Source organism: Streptomyces sp. ITFR-21 (genome assembly GCF_031844685.1).
In the GTDB taxonomy this organism is placed as follows: domain Bacteria; phylum Actinomycetota; class Actinomycetes; order Streptomycetales; family Streptomycetaceae; genus Actinacidiphila.
On the sequence record NZ_CP134605.1, the window covers coordinates 5,212,487 to 5,233,778 of the forward strand.

Sequence of the window (21,292 nt, forward strand, 5' to 3'; positions counted from 1 at the left end):
GGTCCGCGGGTGCTTTCATATGGTTCGGGTCGGCTCGGCCGGGCTACCGGACCCTACAACTCGCGTTGTTCGTAGGGCATTTGCTTCACCTGCACAGGAACGCACATTTATGCTGGCCCGCGTCCGGTTCCGTCAGCGCGGCCTATCAGAACGGATCGACCATGACCAGCGCCGACGGCGCCGTACTCGCAACGCGGAATTACCTGGCGGCGCGGGGGTGGCATATCCCCCCGCGCTGAGCGGATTCGTCCGTGCCCGGGTCGCCAGGAAATGCGCGGAATCGCGCTCCTTTTCCCTGCCGGCCTTTGTGGGCCCGGTGGTCCCCGCGACGCCGTCGTGCGAGGAGACCTGCCCGACCGCCCGCCGCCGGACGCGGCGGCGCCCAGCTGACTCCCGCCCCGATCCCTCACTCAGGAAGCCGGAGATGACCTCAACAGCCAGCGCTCCCGTGCAGCAGCCCCCCAAGCTCACCTCTATAACCGGCCTGCGCTTCGTCGCGGCGTTCGCCGTGTTCCTCTTCCACCTCGGGCTCATGCAGCTTTTCAGCGACCACTGGCTGACCGGCAGCTACCTGCACGCGGTCAGCAAGGCCGGCTGGGTCGGCGTCTCCTTCTTCTTCACCCTGAGCGGCTTCATCCTCACCTGGTCCGCTCGGGCGGACGACACCCCCGCGCGCTTCTGGCGCCGCCGGCTGTTCAAGATCTTCCCGAACCACGTGGTGACGTACATCCTGGCCATGGTGCTCTTCGCAAGCTCGGCGACCGGATTCGGCACCGCCGTCCTCAACCTCTTCCTGCTCCAGGCATGGGACCCCTCGCAGTCCGTCTTCTTCAGCGTCAACAACCCCAGCTGGTCGCTCGGCTGCGAGCTCCTCTTCTACCTGCTGTTCCCGCTGCTGCACCGCGCGCTGCAGCGGGTCCGGCCGAACCTGCTGTGGTGGGCGGCCGGCGTCCTCGTGGCCGCCGTCATGGTGCTGCCCGCGATCGCCGACGCGCTGCTGCCGTACGGCCCGGTCTTCGTGGCCGGCGACCGGCCCATGTCCTCGTACGTGTTCTGGCTGGTCTACGTCATGCCGGTGACCCGGCTGCTGGACTTCGTGCTCGGCATCCTGCTGGCCCGCATCGTCCTGACCGGCCGCTGGCCGAACATCCCGCTGACGCCGCTGCTCGTCCTCTTCGCCGGCGCCTACTACCTGGCGCTGCACCTGCCGTCCGCCTACGGGCTGGTGGCCGCGACGGTCATCCCGCTCTCCCTGATCATCCCGGCGGCGGCCTCGCTCGACACCCTCAACAAGCGGACCTTCCTGCGCAACCGTGTGTGGCAGTGGCTCGGTGAGATCTCCTTCGCCTTCTACCTGTTGCAGTGGCCGGTCCTCTACTACGGCCGCAAGCTGGTGGGGATGACCCACCAGGTGAGCACCCCGGCCGGCATCGGCATCATGGTGCTCTGGCTGGCGATCAGCCTGGTGCTGGCGTCGCTGCTCTACGCGTTCGTGGAACGGCCCGTGATGCGGCGGTGGTCGGTCTCCCCCCGCTACCGCGCGCAGCGGGAGAAGGTGGCCGACCCGACCGACGAGGTGCTCACCGGCCGTGAGGTCGCGGCGGGCAGCGAGTCGTAGCCGCCCGGGCGGTCCGCCGCCCGTACGACGGCCCCACCGGCCGTCAACCCCCTCCGGGGCCCGGATTCTTCGGTCCGGGCCCCGGAACCGCGCGTCCCCCCGCGCGGGCGCGACCTGCCGGGCCGTACGGGCCTGACCCGTCCGCACGTGTCCTGACGTCCGCGGGCCGCCGCCCCGCCGCCCCGCCGCCCCGCCGCCCCGCCGCCCCGCCGCCCCGCCGCCCCGCCGCCCCGCCGCCCCGCCGCCCCGCCGCGCGGCTGGACGGCGCGGCGCTAGCGCTGCGGGCAGACCACCAGGTGGAAGGCCGGGTCGGTGGCCACCGGCGCCGCGCAGTCGTACCGGGCCCGTATCGCCGCCGACACCTCGGGCGCGACCTGGCCGAGCGGGAACCACCACTGGTCCAGTACGGCGTACTCCGCGGTCGGATCGCTGACGCAGCGCAGGTTCTCCCGGTAGCTGGCCTGGCCGGTGATGGTCCGGTCGTACCGGGTGCGCTGGAGGAAGTCGGGGGTGGGGTAGCGGCAGTGCGTCGGGTTCCCCAGCAGGTAGCCGACGTCACCGAAGGCCAGATAGGTCACCGGGGTGTCCGCCCCGATCCGGTCCCGTACCCCGTCGAGCCAGTGCCCCAGGTCCTGCCGGTCCTGGACGCGGGTGAGGGCGGTGTAGGCGGAGTGCCGGGTGTCGTACGAGTACGGCGTCGTCGGCCACACGGGGATCGCCAGCGCCAGGACGGTGGCGACGGTGGCGGCATACGGCCGCGGTGTCCGCGGGGTCTGCGTGGGGTGCGCTGTCTCCGTCGCCGGTGTCGCCGGTGTCGCCGGTGTCGCGGGTGTCGCGGGTGTCGCGTGCGCCGCACGGAAGGCCGCGGCGAGCGCGACGGCGGCCACGACCGACACCAGCGCGAAGGCGGGCGCCGCGTGGGCGCTCCGCCAGGCGGGCGACCGCCCGGCGAGCAGCGGGACGGCCGCGCCCAGCAGCAGAGCAGCGCCCACCGTCCAGCGGTGCGGATACCGGGCCAGGGCCAGACCCCACAGGGCCGCGGCGAGCACGGGCAGCGCGGCGAGGTGGTACTGGAACCACTGCCCCTGGACGACCAGTGCGGTCAGCACGCCGGCCACCCCCGCCGCGGTGAGCAGCGGCCAGGCCCAGCGGGTCCGGCGGGTACCCGCGCCGCGGGCGAGCAGCACGACAGCGGCCGGCAGCAGCCCCACCAGGGGGTTCATCAGCGCCTCGGTGCCGACCGTGTCGACGAGGTGCCCCAGGTCGGCGGCGCGGAAGCCGTTCTGCAGCGGGCCGTCCGGGTTGAGCGCCGACAACTCGTTGAACCACCGCCACTCCCGCGGCTGGACCGCGATCGCGAGCACGAAGCCGGCCGGGACGGCGACCACCGCCGCGGCGGCCGTCCACCGGCCGCGCCGCCGGTCCAGGGCGATCAGCGCACCCAGCGGCAGCAGCGCGGTGGGCGCGGTGGTGTACTTCACCAGCACGACCAGCGCTATCAGGACGCCAGCCACCGGGACCGCGTACCGCAGCCGGCGCAGGCCGGTCGCAGCGGCCAGTCCGGCCACGGCCAGCCAGACCGCGACCCACTCCGGCTGCAGGAAGTCCCACGCCGGGGCGAAGAGCAGGGCGAGCCCGACGGCCGCGGCGACCGCGCCGGCCTCGCGCCGCGGCAGGTACCGGGCGAGTCCGGCACGCAGCCACCAGGCGACGGCCGCCGTCAGGACGACGACCAGCAGCCGTATCCACGCCTCGCGCACCGCGACCGGACCGGCGCTGAGGTGGTCGAGACCGGACAGCAACCACCGGTACGCCAGCGGCCGGTGGACGAAGGTCCCCGACGCCGGGATGCCGCCGCGCCCCGCCGCCCGCATCCCGCCCAGGCAGTACCGCACATCGTGGTTGAGCCCGCTCCAGCACATCACGCCGATCACGGCGAGCAGGACCGCGACGGCAAGGACGCGGGCGGCGGGCGGTGTTACGGGATCCGGGGCGGCCGGCGCGGCCTGCGGGGGCGCGCCGAGTTCCGTGAGGTGGTTCACGGCGGCCGATGTTACGGGCATCCGCGTGGCGCTACTCACCAAAGGGGAATGTTCCTCAGGATCCCGTCCGGGGCACTCGTAGCTCCGCCTGCCCCGGACTCCCGGACGCCCGGCCGATCCCCGCAACCGCGGGTGCCGCGCCCGCGCCGGGTCCCCCGCCCCCGGACGCCCGGCCGGACCGGGTCCACGGGGCGCTCCGGGATCTGGGCCGCCCATGCCCCGGCGCGGCACCCCCCGGTCCACGCGTGCGGGATGCAGCTGATGTCGGCGATCTGGTTCCACCCTCCCGCAGCGATGACCCCGGGCCTCCCGGCCGCGCCGTCGAACTCGGCGGCGGTTGGCACGGCGGCACGGCGGCACGGCGGCACCGAGCTGGTCGCAGAGCGCACCGCCGGCGGTCGTGGCGATGAGGTCGGGCACGTCATCGCAGGTGAGGCCCTTCGCGGACAGCGACAGCACCATCTCGTCCACACCCGTCAGCCGACGCTGCCGCTTGCGCACGATGTGCGGCTCGAAGGTGCCGGCCACGTCCCTCGGCACCTTGACCTCGACCGGTCCGACATCCGTCAGCACGGTCTTGGACCGGGTGCCGTTGCGGCAGCTGCCGCTGTTCTTCCCCGCCTGATCGTGCGTGTCGTAGCCGAGGTGGTCGGTGATCTCGCCCTCCAGGGCGGACTCCAGCACCCGCTTGGCCAGCTGCTGCAGCAGCCCGCCCGCACCGGTCAGCTGCATGCCCTCGCTCCGGGCCCGGTCGACCAGCATCGCGATCAACTGCTCGTCCGACGTTGCCACCCCGACCGGCTCAGCCACCGACTCGTCCTCGATCGTCATTTCACTCACTCGACGTCTCCATGATCAACAGATCCGCCGTTTATCAGACACTCCCGCGAGTGGCAGCAGACCGGTCCCGACGTATCGCCGGTACGAGATGACGAGGGTTGTGTCCGCGCTGCGTCGCTGACCGGCCGCGTCGTGGTGACCGGAACGGCGACCGGGATGGTCGGTGTGAAGGTCTGCCGGGACATCAGCCGTGCCGTGCGGTGTCCGACGGTGCCTGCGGTTCGAGGCGCGGACGGTGGGTGGTGGGTGGTGGTGGGTCAGCACTCGATGACGTTGACGGCGAGGCCGCCGCGGGCGGTCTCCTTGTATTTGGTCTTCATGTCGGCGCCGGTCTCCTTCATGGTTGTGATGACCTGGTCGAGGGAGACGTGGTGGTGGCCGTTGCCGAGCATGGCCATGCGGGCGGCGGTGACGGCTTTGACGGCGGCCATGCCGTTGCGTTCGATGCAGGGGATCTGGACGAGGCCGCCGACGGGGTCGCAGGTGAGGCCGAGGTTGTGTTCCATGCCGATCTCGGCGGCGTTCTCGACCTGTTCCGGGGTGCCGCCGAGGATCTCGGCGAGGCCGCCGGCGGCCATCGAGCAGGCGGAGCCGACCTCGCCCTGGCAGCCGACCTCGGCGCCGGAGATGGAGGCGTTCTCCTTGAAGAGCATGCCGATCGCACCGGCGGCCAGCAGGTAGCGGACGACGGCGTCGTCCTGGTCGGACTGCGGCAGGTGCGGGTCGGCGACGAAGTCGAGGTAGTGGTGGAGGACGGCCGGGATGATGCCGGCGGCGCCGTTGGTGGGGGCGGTGACCACGCGTCCGCCGGCGGCGTTCTCCTCGTTGACGGCCATCGCGTAGAGGGTGATCCACTCCATGGCGTGCACGGCCGGGTCGCCCTCGGCGCGCAGTCGGCGGGCTGACCGGGCGGCGCGGCGGCGGACCTTGAGGCCGCCGGGCAGGATGCCCTCGCGGGACATCCCGCGCCCCACGCACTCCCGCATGACCTGCCAGATCTCCAGCAGCCCGGCCCGGATCTCGGCCTCCGTACGCCACGCCTTCTCGTTCTCCAGCATCAGCGCGGAGATGGACAGGCCGGTGTCACGGGACAGCCGCAGCAGCTCGTCGCCGGTGCGGAAGGCGTAGCGCAGCACGGTGTCGTCGAGCTTGATCCGGTCCTGGCCGACCGCGTCCTCGTCGACCACGAAGCCGCCGCCCACCGAGTAGTACGTCTTCTCCAGCAGCGCGGTGCCCGACGCGTCGTACGCGCCGATGGTCATGCCGTTGGCGTGGTACGGCAGCGAGCGCCGCCGGTGCAGGACGAGGTCGGTGTCGGGGTCGAAGTCGACGCCGTGGGCGCCGAGGAGGTCCAGCCGCTTGGTGGTGCCGATCGCGGCCACCTCGTCGTCGGCGGTCTCGACGTCGACCGTACGGGGGCAGTGGCCGGACAGGCCCAGCAGGACGGCCTTCGGGGTGCCGTGGCCGTGGCCGGTCGCGCCGAGTGAGCCGAACAGTTCCGCGCGGACGGCGGTGGTGTGGGCCAGCAGGCCCTCGTTCTTCAGCCGGTGGGCGAAGATGCCGGCGGCGCGCATCGGGCCGACGGTGTGGGAGCTGGACGGGCCGATGCCGATCGAGAAGAGGTCGAAGACGGATATTGCCATGGGGTGCGGCTCCTGACGTGGTGCGCCGTGCGGCGCCCGGCCGGTTGTGCGCTGCCCTTGCGGGCGGCGGTGCTGGTGCCGCCGGCGGCGACCTGTCGGGGTGCGGATGCCGGCCGGCGGCCGGTGGCGCGGGTCCTGGTGCGGTTCCGGCGGCCCCTGCCCCTTCCGGCCGGTGGCGACGTGCGGCCTTGTTGTGGCCGGTCGCGCGGTTCCCCGCATTCCTGAGGGGGGCACCGCTGCCCGCAACGGCACCGGGGCCGGGCCCCCGTCAGGCGGGGCGGCGGCGTGGAGGGGCATGGTCAGGGGTAGAGCGGGTGGCGCCGGGTCAGGGACGTGACCCGGGCACGGAGGGACGCCGCGTCGTAGGCCGGCCGCAAGGCCCCCGCGAGGATGTCGGCGACCTCGCGGAAGTCGTCCGGCCCGAAGCCGCGCGTGGCGAGCGCGGGTGTGCCGACGCGGATGCCCGAGGTGGTCATCGGGGGGCGGGGGTCGTTGGGGACGGCGTTGCGGTTGACGGTGACGCCGACCTCGTGCAGGCGGTCCTCGGCCTGCCGGCCGTCCAGCTCGGAGTCGCGCAGGTCCACCAGGACCAGGTGGACGTCGGTGCCGCCGGACAGCACCGAGATGCCCAGCTCCGCCAGGTCGGGCCGCACCAGGCGGTCGGCGATGATCCTCGCGCCGTCGAGGGTACGCCGCTGGCGGTCCTTGAACTCCTCCGTCGCCGCCGCCTTGAAGGCCACCGCCTTGGCCGCGATGACGTGCTCCAGCGGGCCGCCCTGCTGACCGGGGAAGACCGCGGAGTCGATCTTCTTCGCCAGCCCGGCGGTGGAGAGGATCACCCCGCCGCGCGGGCCGCCGAGGGTCTTGTGGGTCGTGGTGGTGACCACGTCCGCGTACGGCACCGGCGAGGGGTGCAGCCCGGCCGCGACCAGCCCGGCGAAGTGCGCCATGTCGACCATCAGATAGGCGCCGACCTCGTCGGCGATCCGCCGGAACCCGGCGAAGTCCAGCTGCCGCGGGTACGCCGACCAGCCCGCGATGATCAGCCGCGGGCGGTGCTCCTTCGCCAGCCGCTCGACCTCCGCCATGTCGACCAGGCCGGTCCGGTCGTCCACGTGGTAGGCGGTGACCCGGTACAGCCTGCCGGAGAAGTTGATCCGCATACCGTGGGTCAGATGGCCGCCGTGCGCCAGGTCCAGGCCGAGGACGGTGTCGCCCGGCTCGATCAGCGCGAACATGGCCGCCGCGTTCGCCTGCGCGCCCGAGTGCGGCTGCACGTTTGCCGCCTCGGCGCCGAACAGCTCCTTCACCCGGTCGACGGCGAGCCGCTCGATCACGTCGACGTGCTCGCAGCCGCCGTAGTAGCGGCGGCCGGGGTAGCCCTCGGCGTACTTGTTGGTCAGGACCGAGCCCTGGGCTTCGAGGACCGCCACCGGAGCGAAGTTCTCCGAGGCGATCATCTCCAGGGTGGACTGCTGGCGGAGCAGCTCGGCGTCGATCGCGGCGGCGACGTCAGGGTCGAACTCGTGCAGGGACTGGTTCAGCAGGGACATGGGAACTTCCTGGTCGGGAGGGGCGGACAGCGGTGGCGCGCGGCTCAGCCGGCGCTGAACGCGTCGTAGTCGGCGGCCGACAGCAGGTCCGCCGCCTCCTCCGACACCCTCACCTTGAACAGCCAGCCGCCCTCGAACGGCGCGGAGTTGACCAGGGACGGGTCGTCGACCACGTCCTGGTTGGCCTCGGTGACCTCACCGGACACCGGCGAGTACAGGTCGCTGACCGACTTGGTGGACTCCAGCTCGCCGCAGGTCTCACCGGCCGTGACGGTCGAGCCGACCTCGGGGAGCTGGACGAAGACCACGTCGCCGAGCGCGTCGGCGGCGTGTGAGGTGATCCCCACGGTGGCGACCCCGTCGGCGGGGGCGGAGAGCCACTCGTGCTCCTTGCTGTAACGCAGCTGCTCAGGGTTGATGCTCATGGCGGAATTCTCCCGGATGGGTCGGAGCGCCCGCACAGGGGACGCGCTGGACGGAGGACGGTACGGAACGGGTCCGCGGCGGACCGCGGGCCGGAGCACCCGGCCGCGGCGGCGCCTGGGGCCGGGTGCGCAAAGCCTAGGGAACGGAAGGGGAACGGAAGCGGAAGCGGGTGGAAGGGCGACGCCGCGGCGGGAGCGGGAGCGGAGGCCGAGGGGAAGCGAGCACGGGTGCGGGACGCCGCAGGGCCGCGGCCCGGCAGGCCGCAGCCGTCGCTCGGCGGGAGCGTCGCCCTCGCTCAGCGGGAGCGCTTGTAGAACGGCAGCGCCACGACCCCGTGCGGCTCCCGCACCCCGCGGATGTCCACCGCGACCCCCGCCGAGCCCGGCGCCGCGTACGCCGCGTCCACGTACGCCATCGCGATCGGGACCCCGAGGGTGGGGGAGGGCGCCCCGGAGGTGACCTCGCCGATGACCGCGCCGGCCGCGTCCGTCACCGGGTAGCCCGCCCGCGGCACCCGGCGGCCCTCGGCGACCAGCCCGACCAGCTTGCGCGGCGGTGCGGCGGCGGCCCGCCCGGCGGCGGCGGTCAGTGCCCGCCGGCCCACGAAGTCCCCGGGTTTGCCGAACGCCACCACCCGGCCCAGCCCCGCGTCGAAGGGCGTGACGGCGGCGCTCAGCTCGTGCCCGTACAGCGGCATCCCGGCCTCCAGCCGCAGCGTGTCCCGGCAGGACAGCCCGCAGGGTACGAGCCCGGCCGCCGCCCCCGCCCCGCTCAGCGCCCGCCACAGCCGCTCGGCGTCGGCCGGCGCCACGAACAGCTCGAAGCCGTCCTCGCCGGTGTAGCCGGTCCTGGCGATCAGCGCGTCCACCCCGGCGACCGTGCCGGGCAGCCCGGCGTAGTACTTGAGGTGGTCCAGGTCGGCGTCGGTGACCGACTTCAGGATGCCGGGCGCCTCCGGGCCCTGGACGGCGAGCAGGGCGTACGCGTCCCGGTCGTCGCGGACCCGCGCCTCGAACCCGGTCGCCCGCTCGGTCACCGCGTCCAGCACGGTCTGCGCGTTGGAGGCGTTGGCGACGATCAGGTACGTGTCGTCGGCCGTCCGGTAGACGATCAGGTCGTCCAGGATGCCGCCGCCCGGCGCGCAGATCATGGTGTACCGGGCCCGGCCGACCGCCAGCGCGGACAGGTGGCCGACCAGGGCGTGGTCCAGGGCCCGGCCCGCCTGCGGCCCGGTGACGGTGATCTCACCCATGTGCGAGAGGTCGAAGAGGCCGGCGCGGGTGCGTACCGCCTGGTGCTCCTCGCGCTCGCTGGCGTACCGCAGCGGCATGTCCCAGCCCGCGAAGTCGGTCATGGTGGCGCCGAGGGCGCGGTGCAGCGCGTCCAGCGCGGTGCGGCGGGTCGCGGGCACCGGTACGGGCGTGGACACGGGCACGGAAACGGGCGCGGCCTGCGGGTCGCGGGGTTCGCTCATCGGAAAGTGCTCCCAGACGGATCGACGGACGGACGTGGCCAAGCGGGAACCTGGCCTCCCCATCTGTCATCGGAACCTGAGAGGTTCACCGTGACCCGCGAGGGGGCACGGCTTGCACCGTGGGTGGGACCGGCCCCGTACCGCGCAGCGCGGCAGCGGCCCGTCCGCTTTTCAGATCTGCCTCGGTCGCGCGGTATCTGTGCCTGAGAGATTCAAGGGAGGACTTGCTCCTTCGGCGCCCGCCCCGACCGGGGGCGGAACTCTCCCGCGCGGCCTCCAACGGCCGTTATGCAAGGTGTCCGGCCCATCATCGCATGCCCGCGGGCCCGGCAGCCGCTAGGGTTTCCGGGCAGCAGGACAGTGGCACATGGGCGGACAAGGGTGGACATGGAGAATCCGGCACCGTACATATGGCCGGCCAACGAGCTGGAAGAGGTGCTCGCCGCGAGCCTGGGCGACCCCTCGGCGACGCCCCGGCTGATGGAGGTGCTCAGCCGGTCCCGGGTGTGGGTGCCACTGCCCAACGGCGGCCACCAGGGCGCCCCGGGCTTCGACCTGCCCACCATGGAACTGGAGGGCGCGCCCTACGTGCCGGTGTTCAGCTCCGAGCAGCAGTTCCGGCAGGCCGCCGACGGCATGTCCTGCACGATCGCGCCGGTGCACGAGTTCGCCCGCGGGCTGCCCCCGCTGGTGGGCATCGCGGTGAACCCGGGCGGGGCCGTGGGAGTGCCGGTGCCGCCGGCCGCCGTGGCGGGGCTGTGCCGTCCGGAGGGCGGCGGGCCCGGCGCCCCGCGGCCCGGCGCCCGGGTGCGGCTGTGGCAGCCGGCTCCGCACGAGGAGCCGGTGGACTTCCTGGCCGCGGCGGCGGCCGAGTTCGCGGTGAGCCCGGTGGTGCTCAGCGCCCGCCGGGCGCTGGCCTCGGTGGAGGAGAAGGCGCCCGAGCTGTTCGTCGGGGTGGAGCTGGACCGCTGGCAGGAGGCGGACCGGGCCGCCGCGATGGACGCCGTCGGCCGGGCACTGGGCGCGGTGCCGCTGCCCTGGCAGGTCCAGCTGATCCTGCTCGACGTGGCCCAGGACCCGGTGAGCGACTGGATGCTGGAGCAGGTCGGGCCGTTCTTCGTCCGGGACTGACCGCGCGACCAGCGGGTATCCGCGGAGCGTCGCGGAGTGTCGCCGGCCGACTACGTATATGCCGCGTATACGCCGACTTTAGCCGGTGCGGGTTGAGTCGGTCAGCGTTCCACCGGGAACACTCGACCTGATTTGATGGCAGGCAGCGCACGGATGTGCGCCGGACGGACCGAACAGGCCGACCGGACCGGGCAGCCGGGCACGGTCGGCGGACAGCACACAGAACCGAACAGCGCAAAGAGCGGACAACCGACCAAGGGGAAGGGGCGGTCCCACGTGATCGCGGGCGCGCAAGGCGGCGCGGCGGCGGCCGGCCATATGGAGCAGATGCTGCTCCAGGTGGCCCCCGGCCGGTTCGACGCTTACGAGAACCTGCTCGGATCGCTGGCCGCCGGCCAGGTGTGGATGCTGCTGTGGCGGGGTTCGACCGGCTCGGCGGACGCCCAGTACGGCAGCATGGAGATCGGCGGCCACGGCTACGCGCCCTGCTGCACCTCGCCCCGCGAACTGGCCGCCAGTGGCTGGACCCGCGAGCACGAGGTGGTCTCCGGGCGGGACATCGCGCTCACCCTCTACCCCGACCGCTGCGGCCTGTGGCTCAACCCGCACGCGGCCGACGGCGGCGTCGGCGTGCCCTGGCCGGACCTGAGACGGATCGCCGTCGGCCTGGACCTGCTGCCGGCCGGACCGCTCCAGATCGGCGAACCCTCCCTGCAGATCCCGCAGTTCTACGCCCTGCTGGCCCAGGCCGCCCACCGCACCCCGGCGGTCCGCTCGCTGCGCCGGGCCTGGGTCCAGCCGGCCCTCGGCGAGCCGTACCTCGCGGTCGGCGTCGAGGTGTACGACTCCTCGCCGCAGGCGGTCGAGTCGGTCCGGCTGATGATGCGGCAGGCCGTGTCCGGCGTCCCGGACGGCCTCGCGGTCTCCACGGTCGCCATGGCGGACGCGTACGACCCGGTGGGCATGTGGATGCGGGCCAACGGCCAGCCGTTCTTCGACCGCGAGGCGTACGGCGGCGGCGCCTCGTGGGGCCCGGCGCGCTACTGACCGCCGCCCGCGGGCGGCGCCACCCGTTCCGGGACGGAAGCCGGACCGGTACGGCGGCGCCGGGCCGGCCCACGGCCGCCGCTCCCCCCGCGGACAGCGGGGCCGCCCCGACCGACCGCACGGGGAGACCGCGCCCGCTCCCGTACCGCGTCGCCCGCTTCCGGAGCGGGACACCCGCATCCGCGCCGCGTCACTTCTCCCGGGCGAAGATGCCCTCCAGCAGCCCCAGCGGCGGGCTCCCCAGCGCCAGCAGCGACGTGTGGAAGCGCGGCAGCGAGAACTCCCCGCCCCACTTGCGCCTGGCCCGCGCCCGCAGCCGCATGATCTCCAGCTTTCCCCAGGTGTAGCGGCCGTAGCCGGCGTCGAAGGTGCCGCGCCGCGCCTCGGACGCGGCGCTGGTACGGGCCAGGTGGGCGTCGCGCATGAACAGCCGGGTGGCCTCCTCCAGGTCCATCGTGCCGGTGTGCAGACCGATCGCGCAGGTCAGCCGGGTGACCCGGACCAGCGCCTCCAGGGCGACGCCGATGGCGAAGCGCGGGTCGTGGGCGCGGAAGCCCTCCTCCAGGCAGACCTCTTCGACGTAGTGCGCCCAGCCCTCGCTGAAGGAGAGGCTGTGCAGGGTGCGGCGGACCGGGCCGCGGGTGCGGCGCAGTGCCCGGCCGTGCGCGAAGTGGCCGGGGGAGACCTCGTGCACGGTGATCGCCGGCAGGCTGGTCCGGCTGAAGACCGTCAGCCACTCCTCGCGCTCCTCGGCCGGCCAGTCCGGATCCGGCGGGGTGACGTGGTACCAGGAGGGCGCGTCGGACTCGCCGGGCGCCTCCCACGCCATCATGGCCATCGACCAGCGGCGCGACGGCGGGGCGGGGCCGACCAGGCACTCCCCGTCGACGTAGGGGGCCAGCCCGTGCTCCTTGGTGAAGGCGATCACCTCGTCGGTGAGCCGGGCCGCCTCCGGGATGACCTGGTCGGCGCCCGGGTGGTCGGCCAGCAGTTCGGGGATCAGCTCGTCGACCGTGCGGCGCGGGTCGAGGGCGCGGCAGGAGTCGGCGAGCAGCTCGGTCAGCCGGTCGCGCTCCCGGCCGGCGTCCCCGGCCAGCGCCTCCAGGTCCACCCGCAGCCCCTCCTGGGCTCCCATCAGCGAGGCGAGTGCCTTGCCGCCGAGCCGCGGGTCGGGGTCGCCGTGCTCGGCCGCGTCCTCCAGCCGGGCCAGCAGCCGGGCGTGCGCGGCGAGCGCGGCGGCCTCCGCCGGGCTCCGCTCCGGGTCGAGGCCGACGGCCAGGCCGCGGGCCGCGCCGAGCAGCGCCGCCGCGACCGGGGCGTTCACCCGGTCCAGCGCCGACAGCGAGGCGTCGATCGCCTCCGGCCAGTGCGCGAGGTGCCTGCGGCGGGCCCTGGCCCGCTCCTTGCGGGGCGCGTACTCCCGGTCGTAGCAGGCCAGTTCCAGGTTGGACAGATGCGGATACGGGTCGCGCCGGTGCATCTCCAGATCGCCGTACTGGGTGCGCAGCGCCTTCTCGAAGATCCGCAGGTGCGCCTCGTCGTGGGTGTCGTCCAGCCGGCCCTCCGCGCGGCGGGCGCGGACCACTTCTGCCAGCGCCCGGCGCACCCCGGCGGGGGACAGATCCTGGACCCGGCCGTCGTACTCGTGCAGGCCCGCCATTTCCCGGGCCTGTGGCATCATCAGGTCATACACCGCGCGCAGCCGCTCGTTCACCAGACGACCGTACCCCGAGGTACGGGTCGGTAACGGTCGATGAATCACCACATCACAGTTGCGCATCCGTTCCCGGTCAGGGCTGGCGGGTGATCACCGCGGCACAGAAGAATCCACCGGCAGAAGGCGCTGTGACGTATCCGAGAACCGTCATCGCGGTCGAATCGACAAAAGCCGCTACAGCGGCGGGCGCGCGCCGGCTACCCGCCGGCGAGAGGGGTCAGCTACGCCATGACCGCACCGATTGAGACCACCCATGGACAGGCGGAGGCCCAGCCCGAAGCCATTCTCCAGGGGGCCGGGCGGAAGACGATCGAGGGACGGTCCCTCGGGCAGATCGCCTGGACGCGCTTCAAGCGCGACAAGGTCGCCGTTGCCGGTGGCATCGTTGTCATCTGCCTGGTGCTGCTCGCCGTCCTCTCCAAGCTGATCGAGAAGGTCTTCGACCTCGACCCCAACGCCTTCCACCAGGACCTGGTGGACCCCAACACGGTGGCACCCAAGGGCGGCTGGGGCGGGATGAGCTGGGCGCACCCGCTCGGCGTGGACCCCCAGTTCGGCCGCGACCTGCTGGCCCGGATCATCGAGGGATCCTGGGTGTCGATGCTGGTCGCGACCGGCGCCACCTTGCTGTCGGTGATCCTCGGCGTCATCTTCGGAGTGGTCGCCGGCTACTACGGCGGCTGGGTGGACAGCGCCATCAGCCGGCTGATGGACACCTTCCTGGCCTTTCCGCTGCTGCTGTTCGCGATCTCCATCTCGGCGTCGCTGCAGGACGGCGCGTTCGGCCTGAACGGGCTGCCGCTGCGGATCAGCGTGCTGATCTTCGTCATCGGCTTCTTCAACTGGCCGTACATGGGCCGGATCATCCGCGGCCAGACACTCTCCCTGCGGGAGCGGGAGTTCGTCGAGGCGGCCCGCAGTCTCGGCGCCCGCGGGCCGTTCATCCTGTTCAAGGAGCTGCTGCCGAACCTGGTCGCGCCGATCCTGGTCTACTCGACCCTGCTGATCCCGACCAACATCCTCTTCGAGGCCGCGCTGAGCTTCCTCGGCGTCGGCATCGCGCCGCCGCAGGCGTCCTGGGGCGGCATGCTCAACTCGGCCATCGATCTGTTCTACGCGGACCCGCAGTACATGGTCGTCCCCGGCCTGGCGATCTTCGTCACCGTCCTGGCGTTCAACCTGCTGGGCGACGGACTGCGCGACGCCCTCGATCCGCGCGGCAAGTGAACGCCACCCACAGACCACCCGCACGCAGTACGTACCACAGGCTTAAACACCGATTCAGGAGGCTTTCCTCGGCATGAACAGCAGAAAAGCGACAGCCACGCTGGCGCTTGCCATGGCACTCGCCCTGGGAGCATCCGCGTGCAGCAGCGACTCGAAGGACGACGGCAAGAAGACCGGGGGCGGCACGAAGAGCACCGCCTCCGGTGTCTCCGCCGCGAAGGACGCCGCCCTGACCGGCATCGTGAACGCCTCGGACAAGAAGGGGGGCACCGTCACGATGGAGAACTCCGACGTGCCGGACTCCCTCGACCCGGGCAACACGTACTACGGCTGGGTGCAGAACTTCTCCCGCCTCTACGCGCGTACCCTGCTCACCTTCAAGCCGGCCGCCGGCAGCGCGGGCCTCCAGGTCGTCCCGGACCTCGCCACCGGCCTCGGCAAGGCCAGCGCGGACGCCAAGACGTGGACGTACACCATCCGTCCCGGCCTGAAGTACGACGACGGCACGCCGATCACCACCAAGGACATCAAGTACGGCATCGAGCGCAGCAACTTCGCGCCCGAGGCGCTGTCCAACGGCCCGACGTACTTCAAGGCGTACCTCGAGGGCGGCGACAAGTACCAGGGCCCGTACAAGGACAAGAACCCGAACGGGATCGCGTCCATCGAGACGCCGGACGACACCACGATCGTCTTCCACCTGTCGAAGCCGTTCGCGGACTTCGACTACCTGGCGACCTTCTCGCAGACGGCCCCGATCCCGGCGGCCAAGGACGACGGCGCCGGCTACGTGAAGCACATCGTCTCCTCGGGCCCGTACAAGTTCAAGTCCTACCAGGACGGCGTGGGGGCCGACCTGGTGCGCAACCCCGAGTGGTCGCAGGCCACCGACCCGGTGCGCAAGGCGCTGCCCGACGAGATCAAGATCAAGTTCAAGGTCGACGCGACCAGCATCGACAACGACCTGCTGTCGGGCAACACCACGGTCGACTCCGGCGGTACCGGCGTCAGCCCGCAGACGCAGGCCAAGGTGATCAACCCGCAGTACGCCAAGAACACCGACGACTCGTACGCCGGTGCCACCTCGTACATGGCGATCAACCCCAACGTCGCGCCGTTCGACAACATCGAGTGCCGCAAGGCCGTCGAGTACGCGATCGACAAGGTCTCGGTGCAGACCGCCATCGGCGGCAGCGTCAAGGGCGACGTGGCGACCACGCTGCTCCCGCCGACCGTCAACGGCTACAGCAAGTTCGACGAGTTCGCGACGCCGGGCGGCAAGGGTGACGTGGCCAAGGCCAAGCAGTCGCTGACCGCGTGCGGCAAGCCGGGCGGCTTCACCACCAACCTGACCGCCCGCAGCGACCGGCCGACCGAGATGGCGACCGCCACCGCGATCCAGAACTCGCTCAAGCAGGTCGGCATCACGGCCAACATCAAGAGCTACCCGGCCGGCAAGTACTTCTCCAACTTCGCCGGTGTGCCGAGCTACGTGCACAGCCACCAGCTCGGCCTGATGCTCACCGCGTGGGGCGCCGACTGGCCGACCGGCTACGGCTTCCTGGACCAGATCGTCGACGGTAGCGCCATCAAGCCGTCCGGTGGCAACAACCTGCAGGAGCTGAACGACCCCGCCATCAACAAGGCGCTGTCGGACGCGATCTCCAACACCGACGCGGCGGCCCGCACCACCGCGTGGGGCCAGATCGACAAGATGGTCGTGGACACCGCCACCGTGGTGCCGCTGATCTACCGCAAGAACCTGCTCTACCGTCCGGACTCGGCCACCAACGTCACCGTGACGCAGGCCTACCTGGGTATGTACGACTACCTGCTGCTCGGCTCGTCCAAGTAGTCCAACCGCCCCGACGGGGCATCGAAGAGTAGGCACCGAACACCGGAAGGCAGGTGAAGGCTTCGGGGCCGGCGGCCGGGTACCACCCGGCCGCCGGCCCCGGCGCCGACCCGCTGTGACTGCGTACATCATCCGACGCGTGATCGCCGCGATTTTCCTGGTGCTGGTCGTCAGCGCGGTCACGTTCCTGATCTTCTTCTGGGTGCCGAAACTCGGCGGCCAGACCACCACCCAGCTGGCCACCCAGTACGTGGGCAAGGACGCCAACCCCGAGTCCATCGCGGCGGTGAAGAAGAACCTGGGCCTGGACCTGCCGCTGTACGAGCAGTACTGGCACTTCATCAAGGCCATCGTCATGGGCGCGCACTACAAGTTCGGCCCCGACGCGGCCACGTGCCACCGCCCCTGCTTCGGCTACTCCTTCAAGAGCCATGTCGAGGTGTGGCCCGAGATCAAGCAGCGCATCCCGATCACCGTCTCGCTGGCGATCGGCGCGGCCGTGATCTGGGTGGTCTCCGGCGTGGCCATCGGCGTCGTGTCCGCCCTCAAGCGCGGCACGGTCTTCGACCGCGTCTCCATGGGCGTGGCACTGGCCGGCGTCTCGCTGCCGATCTTCTTCACCGGCCTGGTCCTCAAGGGCCTGTTCGTCTACAAGTGGCAGGTCTGGAGCAACATCCAGTACGTCGGCTTCGAGAGCGACCCGGTGCAGTGGGCGTCCAACCTGGTCCTGCCGTGGATCAGCCTGGCCTTCCTCTACTCCGCGCTGTACGCCCGGCTGACCAGGGCCGGGATGCTGGAGACCATGGGCGAGGACTACATCCGCACCGCGCGCGCCAAGGGCCTGCCGGAGCGGACGGTCGTCGGCAAGCACGGCCTGCGGGCCGCGCTGACCCCGATCGTCACCATCTTCGGCATGGACTTCGGCCTGCTGATCGGCGGCGCGGTCCTCACCGAGACGGTCTTCTCCTTCCCGGGCGTCGGCGCCTACGCCGTGCAGGCCATCACCGACAACGACCTGCCCAAGGTGCTCGGGGTGACCATCATCGCCGCCGTCTTCATCGTCCTGTGCAACCTGGTCGTGGACTTGCTCTACGCCGCCATCGACCCCCGGGTGAGGTTCTCGTGAGCACCGACGTCAGCGGCGAGCCGGACCGGGCCGAGGACACGGTCGGCGAGGCGTACCTGTCGGTCCGCGACCTGCGGATCCACTTCGACACCGACGACGGCCTGGTCAAGTCGGTCGACGGGCTCAGCTTCGACCTGGCCCGCGGCCGTACCCTCGGCATCGTCGGCGAGTCCGGCTCCGGCAAGTCCGTCACCTCGCTCGGCATCATGGGCCTGCACCGCACCGCCAGGGCCCGCATCTCCGGCGAGGTCCGGCTGGACGGCGAGGAGCTGATCGGCGCCGACCCCGACCGGGTCCGCAGGCTGCGCGGCCGGAAGATGGCGATGATCTTCCAGGACCCGCTGTCGGCGATGCACCCCTACTACACGGTGGGCGCGCAGATCGTCGAGGCGTACCGGGTGCACAACAAGGTGTCCAGGAAGGCGGCCCGCGAGCGGGCGGTGGAGATGCTGGACCGGGTCGGCATCCCCGAGCCGCGCAAGCGCTACTCCGACTACCCGCACCAGTTCTCCGGCGGTATGCGGCAGCGGGCGATGATCGCCATGGCGCTGATCAACAACCCCGAACTGCTGATCGCCGACGAGCCGACCACCGCGCTCGACGTGACCGTGCAGGCGCAGATCCTGGACCTGATCCGCGATCTGCAGAAGGAGTTCGGCTCCGCGGTCATCATGATCACCCACGACCTGGGCGTGGTCGCCGAGGTCGCCGACGACCTGCTGGTGATGTACGCCGGCCGGGCCGTGGAACGCGGTACCGCGGAGAAGGTCTTCACCGAGCCGCAGCACCCGTACACCTGGGGTCTGCTGGGCTCGATGCCGCGGATGGACCGGGACCGGATCGAGCGGCTCAACCCGGTCAAGGGCACGCCGCCCAGCCTGATCAACGTGCCGGGCGGCTGCGCCTTCCACCCGCGCTGCCCGTACGCCGGGCTGAACGGCGGCGCCTCCGAGACGCTCGTCCCGGAGCTGCGGGAAGTGGCCCCCGGGCATGTCGTCGCCTGCCACCTGGGCGACGACGAGCGGGCCCGGATCTGGACCGAAGAGATTGCACCCACGTTGTGAAGGGCCGGGACGAAGCCGTGGCGGACACACCCTCGCTGGACAAGAACGCGCCCGAGGCCGCGGCGGCAGCGGCCGACGAGCCGCACCGCTCGGTCCCCCGGCAGCCGTCGGGGGAGCCGCTGCTGAAGGTGAACGGGCTGGTCAAGCACTTCCCGATCACCAAGGGGCTGCTGCGCCGGCAGGTCGGCGCGGTCCAGGCGGTGGACGGGCTGGACTTCGAGGTCTCGGCCGGGGAGACCCTCGGCGTGGTCGGCGAGTCCGGCTGCGGCAAGTCCACCATGGGCCGGCTGATCACCCGGCTGCTCGAACCCACCGGCGGCAGGATCGAGTTCGAGGGCCGGGACATCACCCACCTCAGCGTGGGCGCGATGCGGCCGATGCGGCGCGACGTGCAGATGATCTTCCAGGACCCGTACTCGTCGCTGAACCCGCGGCACACCATCGGCACCATCGTGGGCGCGCCCTTCAAGCTGCAGAAGGTCGCCACCGAGCTGGGGGTGAAGAAGGAGGTGCAGAACCTCCTGGAGCTGGTCGGCCTCAGCCCCGAGCACTACAACCGCTATCCGCACGAGTTCTCCGGCGGGCAGCGGCAGCGCATCGGCATCGCCCGCGCGCTGGCGCTCAAGCCCAAGCTGGTGGTCGCCGACGAGCCGGTCTCCGCGCTGGACGTGTCGATCCAGGCGCAGGTGGTCAACCTGCTGGACGACCTCCAGCAGGAGCTGGGCCTCACCTATGTGATCATCGCCCACGACCTGTCGGTCATCCGCCATGTCTCGGACCGGATCGCGGTGATGTACCTCGGCAAGATCGTGGAGATCGCCGACCGGGAGTCGCTGTACGGCACGCCGTTCCACCCGTACACCACCGCGCTGCTGTCCGCGGTGCCGGTGCCGGACCCCAAGCGGCGCCAGCAGCAGCTGGCGGGCGGCGCGGGGGCGTCGGGCGGCCGGATCCTGCTCAACGGGGACGTGCCCTCCCCGGTCAACCCGCCGAGCGGCTGCCGCTTCCGCACCCGCTGCTGGAAGGCGACCGAGGTCTGCGCGGCGCAGGAGCCGCCGCTGGTGGCGTTGGCCCCGGGCCACCGGGTGGCCTGCCACCACCCGGAGAACACGGCGGCCCGGCGGCCGGCGCAGGAGCCGGCGGGCGTATAGCGCGCGGTACGGGAAGGGGGGCGGCCCGGTGCGGGCCGCCCCCTGCTGCCCGCGCCGTGCGCCGGTGCCGCCCGCGGCGGTGGCCCGCCCGCCGCGCGGGCGGCGCGGTCGCCGTCGTACGGGCGGCGCGGTCGCGACGGGCGGTACCGGCGGTACGGCCCGGCCCGGCGGCTCAGGTCTGGCCGGCGGCGCGGGCCCGGGTGACGGCGGGGCCGATCGCCGCGACGAGTTCGGCGACCTCCCCCGCGGTCGTGGTGTGCCCGAGGGAGAAGCGCAGGGTGGCGCGGGCGTACGTGGCCGGCTCGCCCATCGCCAGCAGGACGTGGCTGGGCTGGGCGACCCCCGCGGTGCACGCGGAGCCGGTGGAGCAGGCGATGCCCTGCGCGTCGAGCAGCAGCAGCAGCGAGTCCCCCTCGCAGCCGGGGAAGGTGAAGTGCGCGTTGGCGGCCAGCCGCCCCTGCGGCGACGGGTCGCCGTTGAGGACCGCGTCCGGTACGGCCGCCCGCACCCCGCGTACCAGCTCGTCGCGCAGCGCGCCCACCTCGGCGACGAACCCGGCCCGCCGCTCGGCCGCGAGACGGGCCGCGGTGGCAAAGGCGGCGATGGCCGGCACGTCGAGGGTGCCGGAGCGGCTGCGCTCCTGGCCGCCGCCGTGCAGCAGCGGTACCGGGGTGTCCTCGCGCCGCAGCACCAGCGCGCCGACCCCGTACGGGCCGCCGACCTTGTGCCCGGTAACCGTCATCGCGTCCAGTCCCGCGGCGGCGAAGTCCAGCTCCACCTGGCCGAACGCCTGCACCGCGTCGGAGTGCATCGGCACGTCGAACTCCCGGGCGACGGCGGCGAGTTCGTGGACCGGCAGGATCGTGCCGACCTCGTTGTTGGCCCACATCGCGGTGACCAGCGCGACGTCGCCGGGGTCGCGCTCGATGGCGGCGCGCAGGGTCGCGGGCTCCACCCGGCCGAACTTGTCGACCTCCAGCCAGTCGATGACGGCGCCCTCGTGGTCGGCGAGCCAGTAGACCGCGTCGAGTACCGCGTGGTGCTCGACGGGGCTGGCCAGGACCCGGTTGCGCCGCCGGTCGGCCGCCCGGCGCGCCCAGTACAGACCCTTCACCGCGAGGTTGTCGGACTCGGTGCCGCCGCCGGTGAAGACGATCTCGCTGGGGCGGGCGCCGAGTGCGGCGGCGAGCGTCTCCCTGGACTCCTCCACGGCACGCCGGGCCCGCCGCCCGGCGGCGTGCAGCGCGGAGGCGTTGCCGGTCAGCGTGAGGTGGGCGGTCATCGCCTGGACCGCCTCCGGAAGCATGGGCGTGGTGGCGGCGTGGTCGAAGTAGGCCATGGTGCCCCGATTCTACGTTCGTGCCGGGGGCGGCCGGAC

General features: G+C 72.3%; 14 protein-coding genes, 1 pseudogene and 1 riboswitch. Of the genes and pseudogenes, 8 read left to right on the forward strand and 7 right to left on the reverse strand.

Going from position 1 to position 21,292, the window contains the following annotated elements; translation table 11 throughout:
* Positions 1–424: 424 nt before the first annotated feature.
* Complete coding sequence (locus RLT57_RS23430) at positions 425–1,618, forward strand: acyltransferase family protein (RefSeq protein WP_311299250.1); 1,194 nt, start codon at positions 425–427, stop codon at positions 1,616–1,618.
* 2,423 nt (positions 1,619–4,041) lie between these two features.
* Here RLT57_RS23430 and RLT57_RS33465 read toward each other — a convergent pair.
* The 5 genes and pseudogenes from RLT57_RS33465 to gcvT all read right to left on the reverse strand — a co-directional run.
* A pseudogene (locus tag RLT57_RS33465) lies at positions 4,042–4,422 on the reverse strand (transposase); the annotation flags it as partial.
* A gap of 335 nt (positions 4,423–4,757) precedes the next feature.
* Positions 4,758–6,143 carry an L-serine ammonia-lyase gene (locus RLT57_RS23440; RefSeq protein WP_311299251.1) on the reverse strand — a complete coding sequence of 462 codons (1,386 nt, stop codon included), beginning with the start codon at positions 6,141–6,143 and terminating at the stop codon, positions 4,758–4,760.
* A gap of 299 nt (positions 6,144–6,442) precedes the next feature.
* Positions 6,443–7,696, reverse strand: a complete 1,254-nt coding sequence (gene glyA, locus RLT57_RS23445) for a serine hydroxymethyltransferase (protein WP_311299252.1) — start codon at positions 7,694–7,696, stop codon at positions 6,443–6,445.
* Positions 7,697–7,740: 44 nt separating this feature from the next.
* On the reverse strand, positions 7,741–8,121 hold the full coding sequence (gene gcvH / locus RLT57_RS23450; protein WP_311299253.1) for a glycine cleavage system protein GcvH: 381 nt from the start codon (positions 8,119–8,121) through the stop codon (positions 7,741–7,743).
* 296 nt (positions 8,122–8,417) lie between these two features.
* Complete coding sequence (gene gcvT, locus RLT57_RS23455; RefSeq protein WP_399129227.1) at positions 8,418–9,596, reverse strand: glycine cleavage system aminomethyltransferase GcvT; 1,179 nt, start codon at positions 9,594–9,596, stop codon at positions 8,418–8,420.
* A 181-nt stretch (positions 9,597–9,777) separates the two neighbouring features.
* Positions 9,778–9,874: riboswitch (glycine riboswitch) on the reverse strand.
* A gap of 109 nt (positions 9,875–9,983) precedes the next feature.
* Here gcvT and RLT57_RS23460 point away from each other — a divergent pair.
* Together RLT57_RS23460 and RLT57_RS23465 are read left to right on the forward strand one after the other, a co-directional pair.
* On the forward strand, positions 9,984–10,727 hold the full coding sequence (locus RLT57_RS23460; protein ID WP_311299254.1) for an enhanced serine sensitivity protein SseB: 744 nt from the start codon (positions 9,984–9,986) through the stop codon (positions 10,725–10,727).
* A 276-nt stretch (positions 10,728–11,003) separates the two neighbouring features.
* A complete protein-coding gene (locus tag RLT57_RS23465) occupies positions 11,004–11,774 on the forward strand; it encodes an enhanced serine sensitivity protein SseB C-terminal domain-containing protein (protein ID WP_311299255.1) in 771 nt (256 codons plus the stop codon).
* Between the two features lie 190 nt (positions 11,775–11,964).
* On the opposite strand, the gene RLT57_RS23470 is transcribed toward RLT57_RS23465, so the two are convergent.
* Positions 11,965–13,488 (reverse strand): DUF885 family protein, encoded by a 1,524-nt coding sequence (locus tag RLT57_RS23470; protein WP_311299256.1) that lies wholly within the window; start codon positions 13,486–13,488, stop codon positions 11,965–11,967.
* Between the two features lie 231 nt (positions 13,489–13,719).
* Between RLT57_RS23470 and RLT57_RS23475 the strand changes: the two genes are divergently transcribed.
* The 5 genes from RLT57_RS23475 to RLT57_RS23495 all read left to right on the forward strand — a co-directional run bounded on the left by RLT57_RS23475 (position 13,720) and on the right by RLT57_RS23495 (position 19,914).
* Positions 13,720–14,718 (forward strand): ABC transporter permease, encoded by a 999-nt coding sequence (locus tag RLT57_RS23475; RefSeq protein ID WP_311299257.1) that lies wholly within the window; start codon positions 13,720–13,722, stop codon positions 14,716–14,718.
* Between the two features lie 73 nt (positions 14,719–14,791).
* Positions 14,792–16,573 (forward strand): ABC transporter substrate-binding protein, encoded by a 1,782-nt coding sequence (locus tag RLT57_RS23480; protein ID WP_311299258.1) that lies wholly within the window; start codon positions 14,792–14,794, stop codon positions 16,571–16,573.
* Between the two features lie 115 nt (positions 16,574–16,688).
* Entirely contained in the window at positions 16,689–17,699 is a 1,011-nt protein-coding gene (locus RLT57_RS23485) for an ABC transporter permease (RefSeq protein WP_311299259.1), read from the forward strand.
* Positions 17,696–18,763 carry an ABC transporter ATP-binding protein gene (locus RLT57_RS23490; protein WP_311299260.1) on the forward strand — a complete coding sequence of 356 codons (1,068 nt, stop codon included), beginning with the start codon at positions 17,696–17,698 and terminating at the stop codon, positions 18,761–18,763. Before RLT57_RS23485 ends, RLT57_RS23490 begins: the two co-directional genes overlap by 4 nt.
* Before the next feature lie 17 nt (positions 18,764–18,780).
* Positions 18,781–19,914: an ABC transporter ATP-binding protein gene (locus RLT57_RS23495; RefSeq protein ID WP_399129231.1), complete on the forward strand. Its 1,134-nt coding sequence runs from the start codon at positions 18,781–18,783 to the stop codon at positions 19,912–19,914.
* 172 nt (positions 19,915–20,086) lie between these two features.
* On the opposite strand, the gene RLT57_RS23500 is transcribed toward RLT57_RS23495, so the two are convergent.
* Positions 20,087–21,253, reverse strand: a complete 1,167-nt coding sequence (locus RLT57_RS23500) for a cysteine desulfurase family protein (protein ID WP_311299261.1) — start codon at positions 21,251–21,253, stop codon at positions 20,087–20,089.
* Between the last annotated feature and the right edge of the window lie 39 nt (positions 21,254–21,292).